Below are 17,883 nucleotides of genomic sequence, written 5' to 3' on the forward strand. Positions count from 1 at the left end.
GGCCGCTGGCCGGCAACCTCAGGTTGCATGTCTCCATGAGGTTGCCGGCCAGCGGCCGGCACTACCAGGCCCGGTCAGCGCTTCTTCTTCGCCTTGCCCTGCTCGGCCGGGCCGATGGTCTGCTCCAGCCAGCGCTCGCTCTCGGCCAGCATGGTCATGATCGATTCGCGTGCGCGGTAGGCGTGCGATTCGTTCGGCAGCATCACCAGCCGCGCGGTGCCACCCAGGCCCTTCACCGCAGCAAACATGCGCTCGCTCTGGATCGGGAAGGTGCCGGAGTTGTTGTCGTCCACGCCGTGGATGAAGAGGATCGGGTCCTTGATCCTGTCGGCGTAGTTGAACGGCGCCATCTTCTGGTAGACGTCCTGCGCCTGCCAGTAGTTGCGCTCCTCGGCCTGGAAGCCGAACGGCGTGAGTGTGCGGTTGTAGGCGCCGCTGCGCGCGATACCCGCCTTGAACAGGCGCGTATGCGCCAGCAGGTTGGCGGTCATGAACGCACCGTAGGAATGGCCACCAATGGCGATGTGATCGCGATCGGTCACGCCACGGCGCACCACTTCATCCACCGCTGCCTGCGCGTTGGCCACCAGCTGTTCGATGTAGGTGTCGTTCGGCTCCTTGTCACCCTTGCCGATGATCGGCATCGACGGGCTGGCCAGCACCACGTAGCCCTTGGCCAGGAACGCCTGCGGGCCCCAGTAGCTGACCGCGTTGAAGCGGTACGGCGAATCGGTCACCTGGCTGGCTGCGGCTGCGCTCTTGAACTCACCCGGGTAGGCCCACATCAGCAGCGGGCGCGGGCCGTCGCGCTTCGGGTCATAGCCCGGCGGCAGCAGCAGGGTCGCGGTCAGGTCGACGCCGTCCTTGCGTTTGTAGCGGATCTGCTCCTTCTGCACGCCCTTCAGCTGCGGCAGCGGATGGGCGAAGTGGGTCAGCGCACGCGGCGCAGCACCGGCATCGGCCAGCGACTGCACGTAGAAGTTGGCCGGCTCGTCCGGGCTCTCGCGGCTCAGCAGCAGCGAGCTGCCCTGGTTATCCAGCAATGCCACCGGCAGCGAATAGCTCGGCGCCTGCGAGTGGAACAGGCGGGTTGCCTTGCCCGTGGCGATGTCGAAGCGGTCCACGAACGGACGATCGCCTTCCGGCGATGCACCGGCACCGGCCAGATACAGGCTGTTGCCATCGGCGCTGGTCTGCAGCAGCGAGCGCCCGCGGTCGTCGCTGGACAACAGCGGTCGGCCCGGATCGGAATAGCGGTCCTGCGCATCGCGGTCCCACAGCAGGCGCGGCTCGGCACCGGCGTTGTCCGGGGCGATCAACCAGGTCTTGGTCCTGCGGGTCTTCCACCACGATTCGGTCAGCAGGGCCAGGTCACCGCGTCCCCAGCTGATGCCGGCCAGGCGGCTGCCAAGCTGGGCCAGGGTGACCGGCGGTTTGTCGAACGGCGCGGCCTGCATCAGCACCGCATCGCGCACCTTGGCGTCCCTGTTCGGGTCGCCGCCGTCCTGCGCTTCGGCCCAGACCAGGGTAGCGTCGGCATCACCACGCCAGCGGATGTCGCGCACGCCGGTCACTTCGGCGTCGTTGCCGGTCGGCAGACCTTCCACCAGCGGACGCACGGCCACCGTGTGCACCAGCTTGCCGCTGGCACGGTCGATCACTTCAATGCGGCGCGGGAAGCTGTCCACCGGCACCACGTATGAATACGGGCGCTGCACCGGCTGGCGCAGCACGAAGCGGCCATCGGGCGATACCGAGAAGCCCATGAAGATGCCGGCCGCGCCGATCGCGCGGGTACTGCCATCCAGGCTGACTTCCATCGGCTGGGTGGTCGCGTAATAATCGAACTGGCGCGCGTCGGCCTCGTTCTTCAGCAGGTCCTGGTAGGTACGGATCGACACCACGCCGCCGCCCTGGCTGGTCTGCTGCACGGCCGGGCCGGTCGGAATGCCGTCGGCGGCCGGGGCCGCACCGAGGTTGGCCGGGCGGGTGAACACCACCAGGCCGCGGCTGTCCGGCAGCCACTGGTAGCCGCTGCCGATCACCGTGTTCAGGCCGGCAACCAGGCGGCGGGCACTGCCGCCGGCCACGTCCACCAGCCACAGTTCATTGGCGCCACTGCCGGCGTCGACCTGGTTGAAGGCCAGCCACTTCTGGTCCGGCGACCACGTCACACTGGCGATCGACAGCTTGGCAGGCAGGCCGCTGATCTGCCGCTCCTTGCCGTCGGCCACGTTCATCAGCCACAGCTTCTCGCCGAAGCTGAAGCGGCTGTCGGAGAACGTGCGCGGGTTGATGCGCAGGCCGGCCAGCTTCAGTTCCGGCTGCGCCACCACCTGGATCGAAGGCAGCGACGGCATCTGCATCATCGCGGCCACGTCGCGGCGCGGCGACAGGTACAACGAGGGTGCACGCGGCGCGTCCACCACCGCCTGCAGCGCGGCCGACGGCAGTTCGTAGCCGTTGACGCCCTGGGCCTGTGCGGCCACCGGCTGCGGCGCTGCGGCCCAGGCCAGCGGGGCCGCCGCCAGCAGTCCCATCGACAGGACCAGGCCGGTCCAGCGCCGAGTACGGCGCGCGTGCATGCTCATCGTTCCACCTGTGTGATGCGTGAAAAAACCGACCTTAACAGGCCATGCACGCGGCCCCATCTGCCGATGGTTGGGTCATCCGGATGTCACGCCGGGGCCGCTATATAATGGGGGTTCTCCCCTGCCGAGGGGCGCTGCGACCGGATCCCACGAGGCCCGGCCAGGCTCGGTAAGGTGGCTTTGTAACAACGGCGCCCGGCTAGATGCGAGCATCCGCTCGTCCACAACCGGAGCACACGAATGAACGCTGTTGCCAAGACCTTCTCCACCGAAGGTGACTACAAGATCCGCGATATCACGCTGGCCGACTGGGGCCGCAAGGAACTGGACATCGCCGAGCACGAAATGCCGGGCCTGATGTCGATCCGCCGCAAGTACCAGGCCGAGCTGCCGCTGAAGGGCGTGCGCGTGACCGGCTCGCTGCACATGACCATCCAGACCGCGGTGCTGATCGAGACCCTGAAGGACATCGGCGCCGACGTGCGCTGGGCCTCGTGCAACATCTTCTCGACCCAGGACCACGCCGCTGCCGCCATTGCGGCCACCGGCACCCCGGTGTTTGCCTGGAAGGGCGAGACCCTGGAAGAGTACTGGGACTGCACCCTGGACGCGCTGACCTTCACCCTGGCCGATGGCACCCTGACCGGCCCGGAGCTGGTGGTGGACGACGGCGGTGACGTGACCCTGCTGATCCACAAGGGCTACGAGCTGGAAAACGGCAGTGACTGGGTCAACACCGCCTCGTCCTCGCACGAAGAACAGGTCATCAAGAACCTGCTCAAGCGCGTCGCCAAGGAACGCCCGGGTTACTGGGGCCGCGTGGTCAAGGACTGGAAGGGCGTCTCCGAAGAGACCACCACCGGCGTGCACCGCCTGTACCAGCTGGCCCAGGCCGGCACCCTGCTGATCCCGGCGATCAACGTCAACGACTCGGTCACCAAGAGCAAGTTCGACAACCTGTACGGCTGCCGCGAGTCGCTGGCCGACGGCCTGAAGCGCGCGATGGACGTGATGCTGGCCGGCAAGGTGGCCGTGGTCTGCGGTTACGGCGACGTCGGCAAGGGCTGCGCGGCCTCGCTGCGTGCCTACGGCGCGCGCGTGATCGTCACCGAGATCGACCCGATCTGCGCCCTGCAGGCGGCGATGGAAGGCTATGAAGTCAACACCATCGAATCGACCCTGGGCCGTGCCGACCTGTACGTCACCACCACCGGCAACAAGGACATCATCCGCATCGAGCACCTGAGCGCGATGAAGGACCAGGCCATCGTCTGCAACATCGGCCACTTCGACAACGAGATCCAGGTCGATGCGCTGGTGTCGTTCGCCGGCATCAAGCACGTCAACATCAAGCCGCAGGTGGACAAGTACATCTTCCCGAACGGCAACGCGATCTTCCTGCTGGCCGAAGGCCGCCTGGTGAACCTGGGCTGCGCCACCGGCCACCCGAGCTTCGTGATGTCCAACAGCTTCGCCAACCAGACCCTGGCACAGATCGACCTGTGGGCGAACAAGGACAGCTACGAGAAGAAGGTCTACCTGCTGCCGAAGAAGCTGGACGAGGAAGTGGCCCGCCTGCACCTGGAAAAGATCGGCGTGAAGCTGACCACCCTGAGCCAGGAACAGGCCGACTACATCGGCGTGCCGGTGGAAGGCCCGTTCAAGCCGGACCACTACCGCTACTGATGCCTGCGGGGTGCCGGCCAGCGGCCGGCACCACCGGTGCATGCAACACACGGAACGGGCGCCTTCGGGCGTCCGTTCTGCGTTTGCGTGTGGCCGTACACCCCGCATCCAGTCCCCACGGTAGATCCACGCCATGCGTGGATGCTCTCCGGCAGTAGGCTCGGTCAAGGCAACGCGCCCAGCGCGCGCTACCATGCCTACATGACCCCGGCCATCAACCTGCTCAAGCGCGAGAAGATCGCCCACACCGTGCGCAGCTACGTGCATGACGCCCACGCCGAATCCTATGGCGGCGAAGCTGTCGACAAGCTCGGCCTCGATCCGGCCCAGGTGTTCAAGACCCTGCTGGCCAGCACCGAGGCACACGAACTGCTGGTGGCGATCGTGCCGGTGGCCGGCCAGCTGGACCTGAAGGCACTGGCCGAAGCCGCCGGCTGCAAGAAGTGCGAGATGGCTGCTGCTGACGCCGCGCAGCGCGCAACCGGTTACCTGGTGGGTGGCATCAGCCCGCTCGGGCAGAAGAAGCGCCTGCGCACCTTCTTGGACGCCAGTGCCGAAGCGCTGCCCAGGCTGCATGTCAGCGCCGGTCGCCGTGGCCTGGAAGTGGAACTGGCACCCACCGACCTGCTGCGCCTCACCGCCGGCCACTACGCTGCCATCGGCAAGTCACGCTGATGCGCTGGCCGTGGTCTGCAGCGCCGATTCCCCGGCTCGACGATGCACAGGCCGATGTGCTGCTGCAGGACCTGTTGTCGCGCGACGCAACGCGCATCACCGATGCCGCCCGCGTTGTCGCACGACTGTTCAGTGCCTCATCGTTGGACGCGTTGAGCGCACATGTGGATCTGATCGAACAACGCTGCCAGGGCATCGCGCTTGGCGGCATGCTGATCAGCAACCAGGCGTATCTGAAGGCCGCCCTGCGTCGGCTGCGTTACTGGCGTGCACGCGAGGGTTGCCTGTGCGCGCTCAACCCCGGCTACCCGTTCTTCGATCCCCGTCGCCTGATTGAACAAGGACAGATGCAGCTGCTCTCGGTGGAAGAGGCTGAGGGCTGCTGGGGCGACTGCCACACCGTCGCCTGCACGCAATGCGGCCAGCATTGGCAGGCCATCGACCGCGAGTACCATTACCCGTGGTGGGAATGGAAAGCTGCCTGAAGGCCAAGCGGCCACGCATGGCGTGGCTCTACTGTGGTCCGCACATTCACGCGATGCGTGGATGACAAATGTTGCTCACGGCCGCCAGTTCGCGTTGTTCTCCCAGAACTCGACGGAACGCCGGTAGGCTTCGCGGTCCAGCGGCACGCCGGATCCGCCCTCGTCCACGCCCAGCGCATTGCGCATCATCGTGATCGGTGCCATCGGTACCTCTTCCGGTTCGGCGGTGTAGATGCAGCCGACGATGCCCCAGTCGGCCTCGATCGGCGAGCCTTCCCTGGCCAGCTGCCCGGCGCTGTACAGGATCACCACCAAGTAGTTCGCACGCGGTGATTCCACGCCCTCGAACCAGCGCACCAGCACCGGTAGTTCCTCACGGTTGCGCGCTTCGTAACCACTGCGCAGCAGGTGGCGGTTGGCCTCGGTGATCGGTACGGTCAGGCAGCGCGTGCTGGTCCAGTTCTCGTAGACGAACAGCTTGCAGAACGGGGCGTAGCCGTCGAGTACCTTCAGTGGCGCATGCGCATTGAGATGTGCCTCGAACTGCTCGGCAGTGCAGTCCTGGATGGTGTTGCCACGCGGCACGCGCGGGAACAGGCGGGGACGGGCGAAATCGGTGAGGACGATGGACATGGCGCGGGTGTGATCAGGAGTTCTGCTGCACAGGGTAACCGCCCCGGAGGCAGACAGGGCCGGATGCCGATGGTCACTGGCGCCAGCGTCCCGCTTGCAGCACCCTGCGGGCGACCCACTACAAGGATCGCCGGCTCATGGATGCAGCATGCGCATTGCCCCGTTCCGCCCACCGTCGGCAGTGGCCGATCGTACTGGTCATCCTCCTGCTGGCGCCGCCATTGCTGTTCGCCGCCGCTCTGCTCTGGCCGCTGTCGGCTCCGCCGTTGCCCGAGCCGGGCAACAGCCGCGTGATCGTCAACGCGCGGGTGGTGGACGTGGCGCGCGGCCAGGTCAGCGAACCCACCACCGTGACAGTGCGCCACGGCACCATCACTGCCATTGGGGAAGATCCGCAGGACGCGCGGCTTCCCGTGCTCGACGCCGGCGGCCGCTGGCTGCTGCCCGGTTTCTGGGACATGCACACCCATGCACTGCAATTGTCGCCGCAGCTGCAGTTCCCGCTGATGCTGGCCAACGGCATCACCGGCACCCGCGACATGATGGACTGCCCGCAGACCACCGATCCGCTGATCGCCTGCGTGGCCGACAAGCGCCGCTGGACCGCACAGGCCATTGCCGGGCAGCAGGTTGCACCGCGCTTCGTACAGATCGCCAGTTTCTACTTCGAAGATCCGTCACTCACGCCGGAGGCCGCCGCTGCGCGTGCACGGACGTACAGCGCGCGCGGGGTCGACGCGTTGAAGGTCTACAACCGGCTGCGTGCGGACACCTATCAGCGGCTGGCCACCGAGGCGCAGCAGCTGCGCCGTCCGTTGGTCGGCCACCTGCCCAAGGCGGTGCCTCTGGACGACGCGGTGCAGGCGGGCCAGCGCAGCTTCGAGCACGCCCATCTGTTCGTGCGCCACTGCTTCGACAACGCGGCGGCATGGCGCGGTGGCGCGCTCGACGGCGAAGACCCGATCGTACTGGCCGAACGCATGGTTGCCAGCTATCAGCCCACGCTCTGCAACAAGGCGTTCGCTTTGATGCAGGCCAGCGGTGCCGCGTTCGTACCGACCCATGTCACCCGCGAAGAAGATGCACGCGCAAGCGACCCCGCCTTCGTCGACGATCCGCGCCTGGCCTATCTGGACCCGCTTTCACGCTGGGCGTGGCGTGATGACCTGCAGGCCACCGCAGCGCGCTATCCCGGCCGACGCGGCCAAGACGCACTGAAGACCTACTTCGAGCATGGCCTGGCTCTCACCGGTGCGGCCCATCGTGCCGGCGTCACCGTGCTGGTCGGCACCGACACCGGATTGGGCGGCTTCCGCTACCACGATGAACTGCAGTGGCTGCGACAGGCCGGCCTGAGCCAGGCCGACGTGCTGCGCGCAGCTACGCTGCAGGCCGCACGTCATCTGCAACGGCAGGGATCGCATGGAAGCGTCGAGGTCGGCAAAGCCGCAGACCTGGTGCTGCTTGATGGCAACCCGCTGCACGACATCGCCAATGCCCGCCGCGTGCATGCCGTGCTGCTGGCCGGCCACCTCTATGACCGCCCGCGGCTGGATGCGCTACAGACTTATGCACGCAGGCAGGCACGCTCGCCCGCAGTGATGGCACGCCTGCTGTGGGGATTCATCACCAGCCCGGTCAGTGCCGAGCTGTAGCGGCAGCTACAACGCCATCCGCTCGCGCAGTTCACGTGCCTGCCGCCGCGATACCTCCACCTCGCTGCCGTCGTCCAGCGCCAGATCGTAGCCATCTGCAATGCTGGGCGTCACGCCTCGGATGCGGCGCAGGTTGACCAGCGTGTTGCGGTTGGCGCGGAAGAACAACTCCGGCGGCAGGCGTGCTTCCAGCGCGCTCAGGCTGCGGGTCAGCAGGGCGTTCTGGTCGCGGAACCATAGCCGTGTGTAGTTGCCATCCACCACCAGCCGACGGATCTCCGAGACCGCGACGAACCAGCAGCGTTCGCCCTCGCGCACGAACACCTGGTCCTGCGCGCCCAGCGTGCTGCGCGGCTCCGGCGTTTCGCCCGCCACCACCTCGCGCCGGCGCGCCCGCTGCAACGCTTCCAGCAAGCGCGGCGCCTCGACCGGCTTCACCAGATAGTCCAGCGCATTGGCCTGGAAGGCGCGCACCGCATAGGTGTCGTAGGCAGTAACGAAGACCACCGCCGGCACCGCCTCCAGCCCATCCAGCACATCGAAGCCGCTGCCGGAGGGCATCTGCACATCCAGCAGCACCAGGTCCGGGGCCAGTGTGGCGATCGCCTCGCGTGCAGCGGGCACATCGTCGGCCTCGCCCACGCACTGCACCCACGGCAGCGCCGACAACAGCGTGCGCAGCTCCTGGCGCGCCAGCCGTGCATCATCAACGATCAACACACGCAGCACGCCACTCATTGCGGAATCTCCAGCAGGGCCTGCATGCGGTCGCCGACCGGCTGCAGGGTGAAACGACCCTGCGTGCCGAGCTGCGCACGCAGGTAGGCAAGGCCAACGCCATGGCCATGGGTGGGCTCGTTGGCGCTGCCCAGCGGATTGTCCACCTGCAGGCGCAGCACGTCATTGTCCAGCGTGGCACGGATCTGCACCTCACCGCCGCCCGGGCGGCTGGCGATGCCATGCTTGATCGCATTCTCCACCAGCAGCTGCAGCGCCATCGCCGGCAGCTGTGCCTGCAGGGCATCGGCATCAATGTGCTGGCTTACCTGCAGGCGCTGTTCGAAGTGGACTGCCTCGATGGCCAGGTAGTCGTCCACGACCACCAGTTCCTCGGCCAGGGTGACCTGCTCGCTGCGGTTGTGTGCCAGCGCCTGGCGCAGCGTGCGCGACAGGCGGGTGACCATGTCGCGCGCACGCTCCGGGTCTTCCAGGATCAGCGCGCGCAGGTTGTTCAGCGCATTGAACATGAAATGCGGGTTGAGCCGTGCACGCAGTGCATCGCGCTCCAGCGCGCTGCGCTCGGCCTCGGCACGCAGGCGCGCCAGTTCCGCACTGCGTATCCGGCGCAGGCTGTGCAGGCCTGCCCAGAGCGCTGCCCACAGGGCCAGCATCACCGCAGTGGTGTACCAGTAGAGCAGCAGCGCCTTGGGGCTGAAGTCGGCCGTCTGCCGCCCCAGGCTCACCCAGTTCCAGGCCAGCGCTGAGTACAGCGCGATGTTCACCAGCAGCTGCGCCACTGCCGCGCCCAATGCCACCGACAGCGCCAGCCGCAGCAACAGCCCGGCCGTGCCGCGCGCCCACCAGTCGGCACGCAGCGCCAGCGCGCGGATGGCACCGCTGCACCCGAACAGGGCCAACGCCAGTCCCAGCGTGATCAACACGCCTGCGCTTCCGGCATCGCTGAAATAGGCCTGGCGCAGGCCGATTCCGGCAACACCATAGAGCGCCCACACCAGCGCATTGAGCAGCCAGAAGCGTACCGTCGAGGAGGAATCCGGCATGTCCATTCCGAGGCGTGTTGAAACTCAGTGGTGGTGGTCGAGGAAGGCCTGCACCTGACCGCGCAGCCAGCGCGGATCATCCCACATCAGGAAGTGGAAACCCTGCGCGCTCATCGCGATCTGCACGCCCTGCAGTTTCGCGTACTGCGCCTGGAACACCGCGCGCGTGCTGTCCTCGGTGCCGCCCATCGGCTGGTAGCCGGCCCAGCTGCCCAGCACCAGCGTCGGTGCGGTGATCGAGGCGATGCTGTCACGCAGGTCGGTGGCCATCACCGCATGCATGGCGTCAGCGGTGGTCTGGCGGTCGCTGGCTTCGCCCCAGCGCCCCAGCTCGGCCTGCCGCTGCGGATCGCGGGTCATGCCCGGCAGGGCGGCCTTCAGCTGCGCCTGCCACTGCGCGGCATCGGCGGCGAGCATGCCCTTGCGCAGCTGGTCAGCCATTGGCCGCACGCTGTCTGCGGTGGCGTTCGGGTCACGCGCCGCCGGCAGGAACGGCAATGCGTCGACCACCACCAGCGCACTGACTGCCTTCGGCTCGGCCTGCGCCACCTGCAGCCCCAGCAGGCCGCCAAGACTGTGGCCGATCACCACCACCGGGCCCAGCTGTTGGTCATGCAGGTAGGCAAGCAGCTGCCCGCGCATGGCCGGCAGGAATTCGGCCGGGCGCGGGTCGGCTGGCGCAGCGCCGGCAAAGCCCGGCAGCTGCACCAGATGGCACTGCACGTCCTTCAGCGCCAGGCAGGTCTCGCGCCAGACCTCGGCGCTGCTGTTCAGGCCGGGGATCATCAGCAGCGGACGGCCCTTGCCGACCACCTCGACCTGCACCTTGCCGGTGCCGGTGGCGGCCGCCGCATGCGCCGAGCCGGAACCGAGCACGGCCATCGCCATGCCGATCATCGCCAGCCGGGCCAGGGCCTTCATTGCGTACCAGAGTGCCAGGAAGATCTTCATCGTCTGCTCCTTCATTGGGTGGGTGGTGCCGGGATGGGAGCAGCGTGGGCCTGGCGGAGGCACCCCGGTTGCGATTTCGGAGCAGCGGCCGCACGGCGGGGCGAACGGTCGCGGGCCGGGGACGGCGGGCTCTCACGCAATCTTCAAGCATCCATCTTGATGAAGAGATATAATGCTTCACACCGACCGCCGCCATCCGCGCCATGACCGCCATCAGCTTCGAGTTCTATCCGCCCAAGACCGACGAACAGCGCAGCCAGCTGGACCGTGCCGCGGCCAAGCTGAAGGACTACGCCCCCGAATACGTGTCGTGTACCTTCGGCGCCGGTGGCTCGACCCTGAGCTACACCTCCGAGACCGTGCGCCACCTCAACCAGCACCATGGCTTCGATGCCGCGCCGCACCTGTCGTGCGTGGGCGGCACCCGCCAGGAGATCCGCGAACTGCTCAAGCTGTACCGCGCCATCGGCTGCCGTCGTCTGGTCGCGCTGCGCGGTGACCTTCCCTCGGGCATGGGCTTCCCCGGCGACATGCGCTACGCCGCCGAGCTGATCGACTTCATCCGCACCGAGCACGGCGATGCGTTCCACATCGAAGTGGGCGCGTATCCGGAAACGCATCCGCAGGCGACCGATGCGCTGGCTGACCTGAAGCACTTCAAGGCCAAGATCGATGCCGGTGCCGATGCGGCGATCACCCAGTACTTCTTCAACCCGGATGCCTACTTCCACTTCGTCGATGAAGTGCGCCGGCTCGGCGTGCAGGTGCCGATCACGCCCGGCATCATGCCGATCGCCAACTTCAGCCAGCTGCGCCGCTTCTCCGAGCAGTGCGGCGCGGAAATACCCCGCTGGATCGGCCGCAAGATGCAGGCCTACGGCGATGACGCCGAGTCGGTACGTGCATTCGGCACGGAAGTGGTGGCCCGGCTGTGCCAGCGCCTGATCGAAAGCGGCGCGCCCGGCCTGCACTTCTACACCTTGAACCTGGCCAAGCCGACCACGTCGGTGCTGAAGCTGCTGCAGGGCTGAAAGCACGCCATGCGGACCGGATCGGCGCTACCCTGCGAGGATGATCCGGCTTTCCTTCCTGCTGTTGCTGCTGCCGCTATGCGTGCTGTCGAGCGTCGCCCACGCACAGTCCACGCGCCTGAACCGCTGCACCGATGCGCAGGGCCAGAGCGTGTATACCGACCGGCCCTGCGACAGCGTGGGTGCACGGTCACGGCTGCCGCCGCCCTCCCCGGCCGGCAATACCGCAGCGCGCGACACGCTGGGTGCACGCTGCCCGCGCCGGCTGAGCGAGCTCGTGGACGCATTGCGCAACGGCATCCTCAGCAACGACGTCAATCGGCTGTCTTCACTGTACCTGTGGGGCTCGGTGTCCGACGCGGGCGCGCAGCGCATCCTCGGCCAACTGGAATCGTTGGCGCGGCGGCCGTTGGTGGACGTGGTGCCGGTGTATCCCTCGCAGGCGCTGCCGCTATCGCAGGATGAAGGTCAGAGCCCTGCTGCGCAGGGGTCCGACCCTGAGCCGCCGGCCGTGCGCCATCCGGTCGGCCTGCGCCTGGAGCAGACGTTGCCGGGCAGCGTGGCGCGCGCTTCGACGGTGCTGGGGTTGCGGCGGCAATATGGTTGTTTCTGGATCACGCTGTGATCGGGAGGGGTCAGAGCCCTGCTGCGCAGGGATCTGACCCCGCATGCCGGCTCACTCTGGCCACAGCCCGCGAATGGCGGCGATGCCCTGCCCGCCATGGCGACGCGCTTCGGCGACGTGACCGCGGCCCATGCCGCCCAGCGCATAGATCGGCAGTGACACCTGCGCGCGCAGCTCGGCGAACGCGTCCCAGCCCAGCGGCACCGCGTCCGGATGGCTGGCCGTGGCCTGCACCGGGCCCAGCACGGCGAAGTCGCAGCCCAGCTGCTGTGCGGCCTGCAGCTGCTGCAGGTCGTGGCAGGATGCGGCCACCAGCTGGCCTTCGGGAAGTGGACGCTGCGACAGTTCCTGCAACTGCTCGCTGCCCAGGTGTACGCCCACGCCCAACGCACGCGCCAGTTCGATATCGCGATTGAGCAGCCACTGCACCCCGCTGCGACGATGCGCGCGCACGGCCTGTTCGACCATCGCCTGCCGCTGCGGATGCGCCGTCGGCAACCGCAGCTGGATGCGCTGCTGGCCCGCGGCCACCACGCGCTGCAGCTGTTCATGCCAATGCTGCACGCCGCCCTCATCATCGGCCGGCGCCGGGGTGATCAGGTAGCTGTTGGGCTGGCGCAGCGCGGCCACCACCGGCAGATCGGCCGGTGGCATCGAATAGCGGCCCAGCTTGTCCGGCGCCACCCAGGTGATTGCCTGGCCCTCCCGCCCACGCGGTGTCCCCTTCCAGCTGCGCACGTGGCGCACCTCCAGGGTCAGGTGCTTGTCCGGATAGCGCTGCGGCACATCCATCAGCCACTCGCCGACATCGGCCTCGATGCCCAGTTCCTCGCGCAGCTCGCGCACCAGCGCCTGTTCGGAGGTCTCGCCGGATTCGCGTTTGCCGCCGGGAAACTCCCACAGGCCGGCCATGTCGCGGTTCTCGGTACGGCGGTTGAGCAGCACGCGGCCACGGGCGTCGGTGATGACGGCGGCCACGACATGGATCGATCGGGTGGGGGAAGGCATGGGGGGAAGCATGCCCAGAACAGGGCGGCCGGCGCAATCACGGATCCGCTGCGACTCCCCTGCCACAAACGAAAAGCCCCGCTTTCGCGGGGCTCTTCGGCATCAGCTCAGCTGGCCGTGGCAGTGCTTGTACTTCTTGCCACTGCCGCACGGGCACGGATCGTTGCGGCCGATCTTCGGCTCGTCGCGCTGCATCTGCGCCACGCCCTGCTGGGCAGCCTGCACCTGCGCGGCTTCCTCGTCGGCGCTGTAGCCGCCCACGTCCTGGTGCTGGAACTGCGACTGGCTCAGGCGGGCTTCGGCCTGCTGGCGTTCGGCCGCTTCCAGCGCCTGCACTTCCTCGTCGCTGCGGATACGCACGCGCGACAGCAGGGTCACCACTTCGCGCTTGACGTTCTCCAGCATGTCCGAGAACAGCTCGAAGGCTTCCTTCTTGTATTCCTGCTTGGGCTGCTTCTGCGCGTAACCACGCAGGTAGATGCCCTGGCGCAGGTAATCCATGCGCGCCAGGTGCTCCTTCCAGCTCTGGTCCAGCACGGTCAGCATCACGTGCTTCTCCAGTGCGCGCATGGTCTCTTCGCCCACGCCGGCTTCCTTCTCGGCGAAGTGCTGGTTGACGCGTTCCTGCACCTTGGCGGCAATCGCCTCGGCATCCAGCTCCTCGTGCTCCTTGACCAGGTCAGTCAGCGACATCTGCAGGCCGAAGTCCGACTCCAGGGTCGCTTCCAGGCCACGCAGGTCCCACTGCTCGTCGATCGAGTTCGGCGGCACGAAGCGGGCCACCACGTCGAAGATCACATCGTCGCGGATGCCGTCGACGTTATCCTTCACCGACTCGGCGTCCAGCAGTTCGTCGCGCTGGGCGTAGATCACCTTGCGCTGGTCGTTGTTGACGTCGTCGAAGTCCAGCAGGTTCTTGCGGATGTCGAAGTTGTGGGCCTCGACCTTGCGCTGCGCCTTCTCGATCTGGCGGCTGACCAGGCGGTCTTCGATGACGTCGTCTTCCTTCATGCCCATCATGCGCATGGCCTTCTGCACCCAGTCGGAGGCGAAGATGCGCATCAGGTTGTCTTCCAGCGACAGGTAGAAGCGGGACGAACCCGGGTCACCCTGGCGGCCCGAACGGCCACGCAACTGGTTGTCGATACGGCGCGACTCATGGCGCTCGGTGCCGACGATGTGCAGGCCGCCCGCCGCCTTCACTGCCTCGTGGCGCTTCTGCCAGTCGGCCTTGACCGCGGCCTTCTGCTCGTCGGTCGCGTCCTCGCCCAGCGCGTGGAGCTCTGCTTCCAACGAACCGCCCAGCACGATGTCGGTACCACGGCCGGCCATGTTGGTGGCGATGGTCACCGCGCCCGGACGGCCGGCGTTGGCGACGATGGTCGCTTCGCGGTCGTGCTGCTTGGCATTGAGCACTTCGTGCTTCACACCGGCCTTGCTCAGGTGCTCGGACAGCATTTCCGAAGTTTCAATCGAGGTGGTACCGACCAGCACCGGCTGGCCGCGCTTGGCGCACTCTTCGATGTCGGCCAGCACCGCATTGAACTTGCCCTTGCGGTTGAGGAACACCTGGTCCGGGCTGTCCTTGCGGATGGTCGGGCGGTTGGTCGGGATCACCACCACTTCCAGGCCGTAGATGCTCTGGAACTCGAAGGCTTCGGTATCGGCCGTGCCGGTCATGCCGGACAGCTTCTTGTACATGCGGAACAGGTTCTGGAAGGTGATGCTCGCCAGCGTCTGGTTCTCGCGCTGTACCGGCACGCCTTCCTTCGCTTCCACCGCCTGGTGCAGGCCATCGGACCAGCGGCGGCCGGCCAGGGTACGGCCGGTGAACTCGTCGACGATGACCACTTCGCCGTCGCGCACGATGTAGTCAACGTCACGCTGGTAGATCGCGTGCGCGCGCAGGGCGGCGTTGAGATGGTGGACCACGGTCAGGTTCTGCGCCGCGTACAGGCCTTCGGTTTCGCCGTTGAGGATGCCGGCTTCAACCAGCAGCTGCTCGGCGTGCTCCATGCCCGCTTCGGACAGGTGCACCTGCTTGCCCTTCTCGTCGACCCAGAAGTCGCCCTCGCCGTCTTCCGCTTCCTGCTTGATCAGGTGCGGCACGACGCGGTTGACACGGATGTACAGCTCCGGGGAATCGTCGGCCGGGCCGGAGATGATCAGCGGGGTACGCGCCTCGTCGATCAGGATGGAGTCGACTTCGTCGACGATGGCGTAGTGCAGGCCGCGCTGGTAGCGGTCGGCCTTGGACAGCGCCATGTTGTCGCGCAGGTAGTCGAAGCCGAATTCGTTGTTGGTGCCGTAGGTGATGTCCGCAGCATAGGCTTCGCGCTTGTCGCTGTGCGGCATGCCCGGGTAGACCACGCCCACGCTCAGGCCCAGCCAGTTGTACAGCTTGCCCATCTGCGCGGCGTCGCGGCGGGCCAGGTAGTCGTTCACGGTGACCACGTGCACGCCCTTGCCTTCCAGCGCGTTGAGATACACCGGCAGGGTCGCCACCAGGGTCTTGCCTTCACCGGTGCGCATTTCTGCGATCTTGCCCAGGTGAAGCACCATGCCGCCGATCAGCTGCACGTCGTAGTGGCGCATGCCCAGCACGCGGCGGCCGGCTTCGCGGCAGACCGCGAAGGCTTCCGGCAGCACCTTGTCCAGGGCTTCACCGTCAGCGATGCGCTGCTTGAACTCCGGCGTCTTGGCCTGAAGCTGCTCGTCGGAAAGCTTCTCGATCTCCGGCTCCAGCGCATTGATCTTGGCGACGATGCGGTTGAGCTGGCGCAGCTGTCGTTCGTTACGACTGCCAAATACGCGGGTAAGCAGGCTGTTGATCATTGAAGGAACCGGGTTGGATGGACACGACGCCCGGCCTCCCCCTTGGGATCCGTCCGCCGCAAACGAAACAGGGCGCCTGGCGCCCTGTCGATGGCAACACTCATTGTAGCTTGGGACGGGCGGCTGAGGTTTCAACCCCGAGGGGTAGTGCCGGCCGCTGCCCGGTGATCCGCGATGCTGCCGAAGATCATGAGGTTGCCGGCCAGCGGCCGGCACTACCAGATCAACCGCATCGGGTCAGAGCCCTCCCGCGGCGCGGAAGGGATCCGCCCCGGGCATCAGCCGCGGCTGACGCGGCCGACCGGCGTGTTGCCGCCGTCGCCGAGGAACTTGCGCGGGTTGACCACGTTGCCGTTCTCCCACACCTCGAAGTGCACGTGGGCGCCGGTCGAACGACCGGTGGAACCGGCCTTGGCCACTTCCTGCCCGGCACGGACCAGGTCACCGGCCTTCACCACCAGGCGCGAATTGTGCGCGTAGCGGGTGACGTAGCCATTACCGTGGTCGACGTCGACCACGTTGCCGTAACCGCCCTTCACGCCGGCGAAGCTGACCACGCCTTCGGCCACGGCCATCACCGGGTCGCCGACCTTGGCGTGGAAGTCCATGCCCTTGTGGGTCGCGGCACCGCGGCCGAACGGGTCGGCACGGGTGCCGAAGCCGGAGGTCACGTAGCTGTTGCGGATCGGCATGCGCGACGGCACGGCGTTCTGCTGCAGCTGGTGGTCGAACATCAGCGATTCCATCACCGACAACTGGCGGCCTGAAGCAGCGAAACGCTGCTCCAGCACCTGTAAGTCGGCGTTGACGTCCTTGACCGGGATGTCGCTGGTCGGGCCGCCGGCATCGCCATCACCGAGGCCAGGGGTCTCGTTGAAGTCGAATTCGCCATCTTCCAGCTTGCCCATCTGGGTCAGCCGTTCGCCAAGGGCGTTCAGGCGGGTAGCCTGCGCCTGCAGCTCGCCGAGGCGTGCCGCCAGCGCGTTGACCTGGGTCTGCGCATCGCGCTTGACCTTGGCCAGTTCCGCATCCTGGCGCTCGACCTTGGCCTGCAGCCGGGAATCATTCAGCGCGCTGGCGCCAATGCCGCCAGCAAGGCCGATAATGCAGCCTACCCCGAGCACGCTGCCCAGCAGGGCGCGGGGGCGGTCCTCGAAATAGAACCGCAAACGCGCGATCGGCGACGACTTGGCCTGTCCTTCACGCGTTTTGATTACGATCTTTTTGAATGCCATCAGTGAGTTTTCATGTCTGAGCCGAAATCCAGCGTTCGCCCCGCGTCAGTGCCGAAGCCGGCGCTGGATGCGGTGATGGCGGACAAAAGCGGGAACCCGCTGCGGCGTGCCTTGTGGCTCGACGCGCTGGACCGTCAGTTGCGCCCCCAGTTGCCGCCACCTCTGCGCAGCCGTTGCCGGCTGGCCAATGTGGACGGGGAACACCTCGTTTTTCTCGTCGAGTCCCCGGTCTGGCATGCCAAGTTGCGGCTTGCCGAAGCCCAGTTGCTCGACGCGGCCCGTTCCATCGGGCTGAAGGCCACCAGGGTGACCATCAAGACTGCGTCTCCCACTCCCACGCGCTCCCCAGCGCTCGACAACCGGAATGGACCCCACGCAGTTTCAGCCGCCACGCACAAAGGGCTACGCGACGCCTTGGCTTGCCTGCAGGACGTTCCTTCGAAGCCGAAGAAGCGGTCCTGACGACAACGGAGCATCCGGCTCCGCTCCCCGTCGCGCGTGTCACCACGGCGTGAAACATTTCGGGGGCCGGATCGCATCCTAGCTGCCATCCGGGGGCCTGTCGTTAGATTGTTGTTAAAACTGCGTTAAATCAGGCTTCCGATCCAACAGGTTCACAAAACCGTGACCTCGAACCAGCCTTGACGCGTGTCAAGCATGCTGAATGCGCCGACCACGCCTGAAACGACAAC

Annotated in this window: 15 protein-coding genes and 1 riboswitch; of the genes, 7 read left to right on the forward strand and 8 right to left on the reverse strand. The window is 66.9% G+C overall.

Translation table 11 applies throughout. The features are described from left to right. Nucleotides 1-74: 74 nt before the first annotated feature. A complete protein-coding gene (locus H4O10_RS08045; RefSeq protein WP_180845726.1) occupies nt 75-2,591 on the reverse strand; it encodes a prolyl oligopeptidase family serine peptidase in 2,517 nt (838 codons plus the stop codon). Between the two features lie 120 nt (nt 2,592-2,711). Then, nucleotides 2,712-2,795, forward strand: a riboswitch (S-adenosyl-L-homocysteine riboswitch). A 36-nt stretch (nt 2,796-2,831) separates the two neighbouring features. Here H4O10_RS08045 and ahcY point away from each other — a divergent pair. The 3 genes from ahcY (at nt 2,832) to H4O10_RS08060 (ending at nt 5,437) form a co-directional block, all read left to right on the forward strand. Further along, entirely contained in the window at nt 2,832-4,277 is a 1,446-nt protein-coding gene (ahcY, locus tag H4O10_RS08050; protein ID WP_004154241.1) for an adenosylhomocysteinase, read from the forward strand. 201 nt (nt 4,278-4,478) lie between these two features. Further along, nucleotides 4,479-4,952: a Cys-tRNA(Pro) deacylase gene (gene ybaK, locus H4O10_RS08055; RefSeq protein ID WP_033834448.1), complete on the forward strand. Its 474-nt coding sequence runs from the start codon at nt 4,479-4,481 to the stop codon at nt 4,950-4,952. After that, on the forward strand, nt 4,952-5,437 hold the full coding sequence (locus H4O10_RS08060; protein ID WP_033834447.1) for a hypothetical protein: 486 nt from the start codon (nt 4,952-4,954) through the stop codon (nt 5,435-5,437). Before ybaK ends, H4O10_RS08060 begins: the two co-directional genes overlap by 1 nt. Nucleotides 5,438-5,512: 75 nt before the next feature. Here H4O10_RS08060 and H4O10_RS08065 read toward each other — a convergent pair whose 3' ends face one another. Next, complete coding sequence (locus tag H4O10_RS08065) at nt 5,513-6,070, reverse strand: DUF3228 family protein (protein WP_033834446.1); 558 nt, start codon at nt 6,068-6,070, stop codon at nt 5,513-5,515. Nucleotides 6,071-6,207: 137 nt separating this feature from the next. Between H4O10_RS08065 and H4O10_RS08070 the strand changes: the two genes are divergently transcribed. Next, entirely contained in the window at nt 6,208-7,725 is a 1,518-nt protein-coding gene (locus tag H4O10_RS08070) for an amidohydrolase family protein (protein WP_049454862.1), read from the forward strand. Nucleotides 7,726-7,731: 6 nt separating this feature from the next. On the opposite strand, the gene H4O10_RS08075 is transcribed toward H4O10_RS08070, so the two are convergent. The 3 genes from H4O10_RS08075 to H4O10_RS08085 are packed head-to-tail and all read right to left on the reverse strand — an operon-like array spanning nt 7,732 to nt 10,457. Continuing rightward, nucleotides 7,732-8,463, reverse strand: a complete 732-nt coding sequence (locus H4O10_RS08075) for a LytTR family DNA-binding domain-containing protein (RefSeq protein ID WP_033834444.1) — start codon at nt 8,461-8,463, stop codon at nt 7,732-7,734. Then, a complete protein-coding gene (locus tag H4O10_RS08080) occupies nt 8,460-9,506 on the reverse strand; it encodes a histidine kinase (RefSeq protein ID WP_049454880.1) in 1,047 nt (348 codons plus the stop codon). The genes H4O10_RS08075 and H4O10_RS08080 overlap by 4 nt, the downstream gene beginning before the upstream one ends. 24 nt (nt 9,507-9,530) lie before the next feature. Next, nucleotides 9,531-10,457: an alpha/beta hydrolase gene (locus H4O10_RS08085; protein ID WP_033834443.1), complete on the reverse strand. Its 927-nt coding sequence runs from the start codon at nt 10,455-10,457 to the stop codon at nt 9,531-9,533. A gap of 203 nt (nt 10,458-10,660) precedes the next feature. Between H4O10_RS08085 and metF the strand changes: the two genes are divergently transcribed. Both metF and H4O10_RS08095 read left to right on the forward strand, forming a co-directional pair. Beyond that, nucleotides 10,661-11,488, forward strand: a complete 828-nt coding sequence (gene metF, locus H4O10_RS08090; protein ID WP_180845727.1) for a methylenetetrahydrofolate reductase [NAD(P)H] — start codon at nt 10,661-10,663, stop codon at nt 11,486-11,488. A 40-nt stretch (nt 11,489-11,528) separates the two neighbouring features. Next, a complete protein-coding gene (locus H4O10_RS08095; protein WP_033834441.1) occupies nt 11,529-12,113 on the forward strand; it encodes a DUF4124 domain-containing protein in 585 nt (194 codons plus the stop codon). Between the two features lie 51 nt (nt 12,114-12,164). Here H4O10_RS08095 and H4O10_RS08100 read toward each other — a convergent pair whose 3' ends face one another. The 3 genes from H4O10_RS08100 to H4O10_RS08110 form a co-directional block, all read right to left on the reverse strand. Next, a complete protein-coding gene (locus H4O10_RS08100; protein WP_033834440.1) occupies nt 12,165-13,121 on the reverse strand; it encodes a Nudix family hydrolase in 957 nt (318 codons plus the stop codon). Between the two features lie 102 nt (nt 13,122-13,223). Further along, complete coding sequence (secA, locus tag H4O10_RS08105; RefSeq protein WP_049454865.1) at nt 13,224-15,956, reverse strand: preprotein translocase subunit SecA; 2,733 nt, start codon at nt 15,954-15,956, stop codon at nt 13,224-13,226. Between the two features lie 278 nt (nt 15,957-16,234). Further along, on the reverse strand, nt 16,235-17,191 hold the full coding sequence (locus tag H4O10_RS08110; RefSeq protein ID WP_033834438.1) for a M23 family metallopeptidase: 957 nt from the start codon (nt 17,189-17,191) through the stop codon (nt 16,235-16,237). Between the two features lie 12 nt (nt 17,192-17,203). Here H4O10_RS08110 and H4O10_RS08115 point away from each other — a divergent pair, with 12 nt between their 5' ends. Further along, nucleotides 17,204-17,653, forward strand: coding sequence for a DUF721 domain-containing protein (locus H4O10_RS08115; protein ID WP_005408086.1), 450 nt, complete (start codon nt 17,204-17,206; stop codon nt 17,651-17,653). Nucleotides 17,654-17,883 lie beyond the last annotated feature (230 nt).

Origin of the sequence: Stenotrophomonas sp. I18B00994, from assembly GCF_014145825.1 — a bacterium.
GTDB lineage: Bacteria > Pseudomonadota > Gammaproteobacteria > Xanthomonadales > Xanthomonadaceae > Stenotrophomonas > Stenotrophomonas maltophilia.

What these genes read in the sequence shown, in the direction of transcription:
- H4O10_RS08110 (WP_033834438.1), bottom strand. Translation starts at nt 17,191, where the DNA reads ATGGCATTCAAAAAGATCGTAATCAAAACGCGTGAAGGACAGGCCAAG.
- H4O10_RS08100 (WP_033834440.1), bottom strand. Translation starts at nt 13,121, where the DNA reads ATGCCTTCCCCCACCCGATCGATCCATGTCGTGGCCGCCGTCATCACC.
- H4O10_RS08095 (WP_033834441.1), top strand. Translation starts at nt 11,529, where the DNA reads ATGATCCGGCTTTCCTTCCTGCTGTTGCTGCTGCCGCTATGCGTGCTG.
- H4O10_RS08115 (WP_005408086.1), top strand. Translation starts at nt 17,204, where the DNA reads ATGTCTGAGCCGAAATCCAGCGTTCGCCCCGCGTCAGTGCCGAAGCCG.
- secA (WP_049454865.1), bottom strand. Translation starts at nt 15,956, where the DNA reads ATGATCAACAGCCTGCTTACCCGCGTATTTGGCAGTCGTAACGAACGA.
- H4O10_RS08080 (WP_049454880.1), bottom strand. Translation starts at nt 9,506, where the DNA reads ATGCCGGATTCCTCCTCGACGGTACGCTTCTGGCTGCTCAATGCGCTG.
- ahcY (WP_004154241.1), top strand. Translation starts at nt 2,832, where the DNA reads ATGAACGCTGTTGCCAAGACCTTCTCCACCGAAGGTGACTACAAGATC.
- metF (WP_180845727.1), top strand. Translation starts at nt 10,661, where the DNA reads ATGACCGCCATCAGCTTCGAGTTCTATCCGCCCAAGACCGACGAACAG.
- ybaK (WP_033834448.1), top strand. Translation starts at nt 4,479, where the DNA reads ATGACCCCGGCCATCAACCTGCTCAAGCGCGAGAAGATCGCCCACACC.
- H4O10_RS08075 (WP_033834444.1), bottom strand. Translation starts at nt 8,463, where the DNA reads ATGAGTGGCGTGCTGCGTGTGTTGATCGTTGATGATGCACGGCTGGCG.
- H4O10_RS08070 (WP_049454862.1), top strand. Translation starts at nt 6,208, where the DNA reads ATGGATGCAGCATGCGCATTGCCCCGTTCCGCCCACCGTCGGCAGTGG.
- H4O10_RS08045 (WP_180845726.1), bottom strand. Translation starts at nt 2,591, where the DNA reads ATGAGCATGCACGCGCGCCGTACTCGGCGCTGGACCGGCCTGGTCCTG.
- H4O10_RS08065 (WP_033834446.1), bottom strand. Translation starts at nt 6,070, where the DNA reads ATGTCCATCGTCCTCACCGATTTCGCCCGTCCCCGCCTGTTCCCGCGC.
- H4O10_RS08085 (WP_033834443.1), bottom strand. Translation starts at nt 10,457, where the DNA reads ATGAAGATCTTCCTGGCACTCTGGTACGCAATGAAGGCCCTGGCCCGG.
- H4O10_RS08060 (WP_033834447.1), top strand. Translation starts at nt 4,952, where the DNA reads ATGCGCTGGCCGTGGTCTGCAGCGCCGATTCCCCGGCTCGACGATGCA.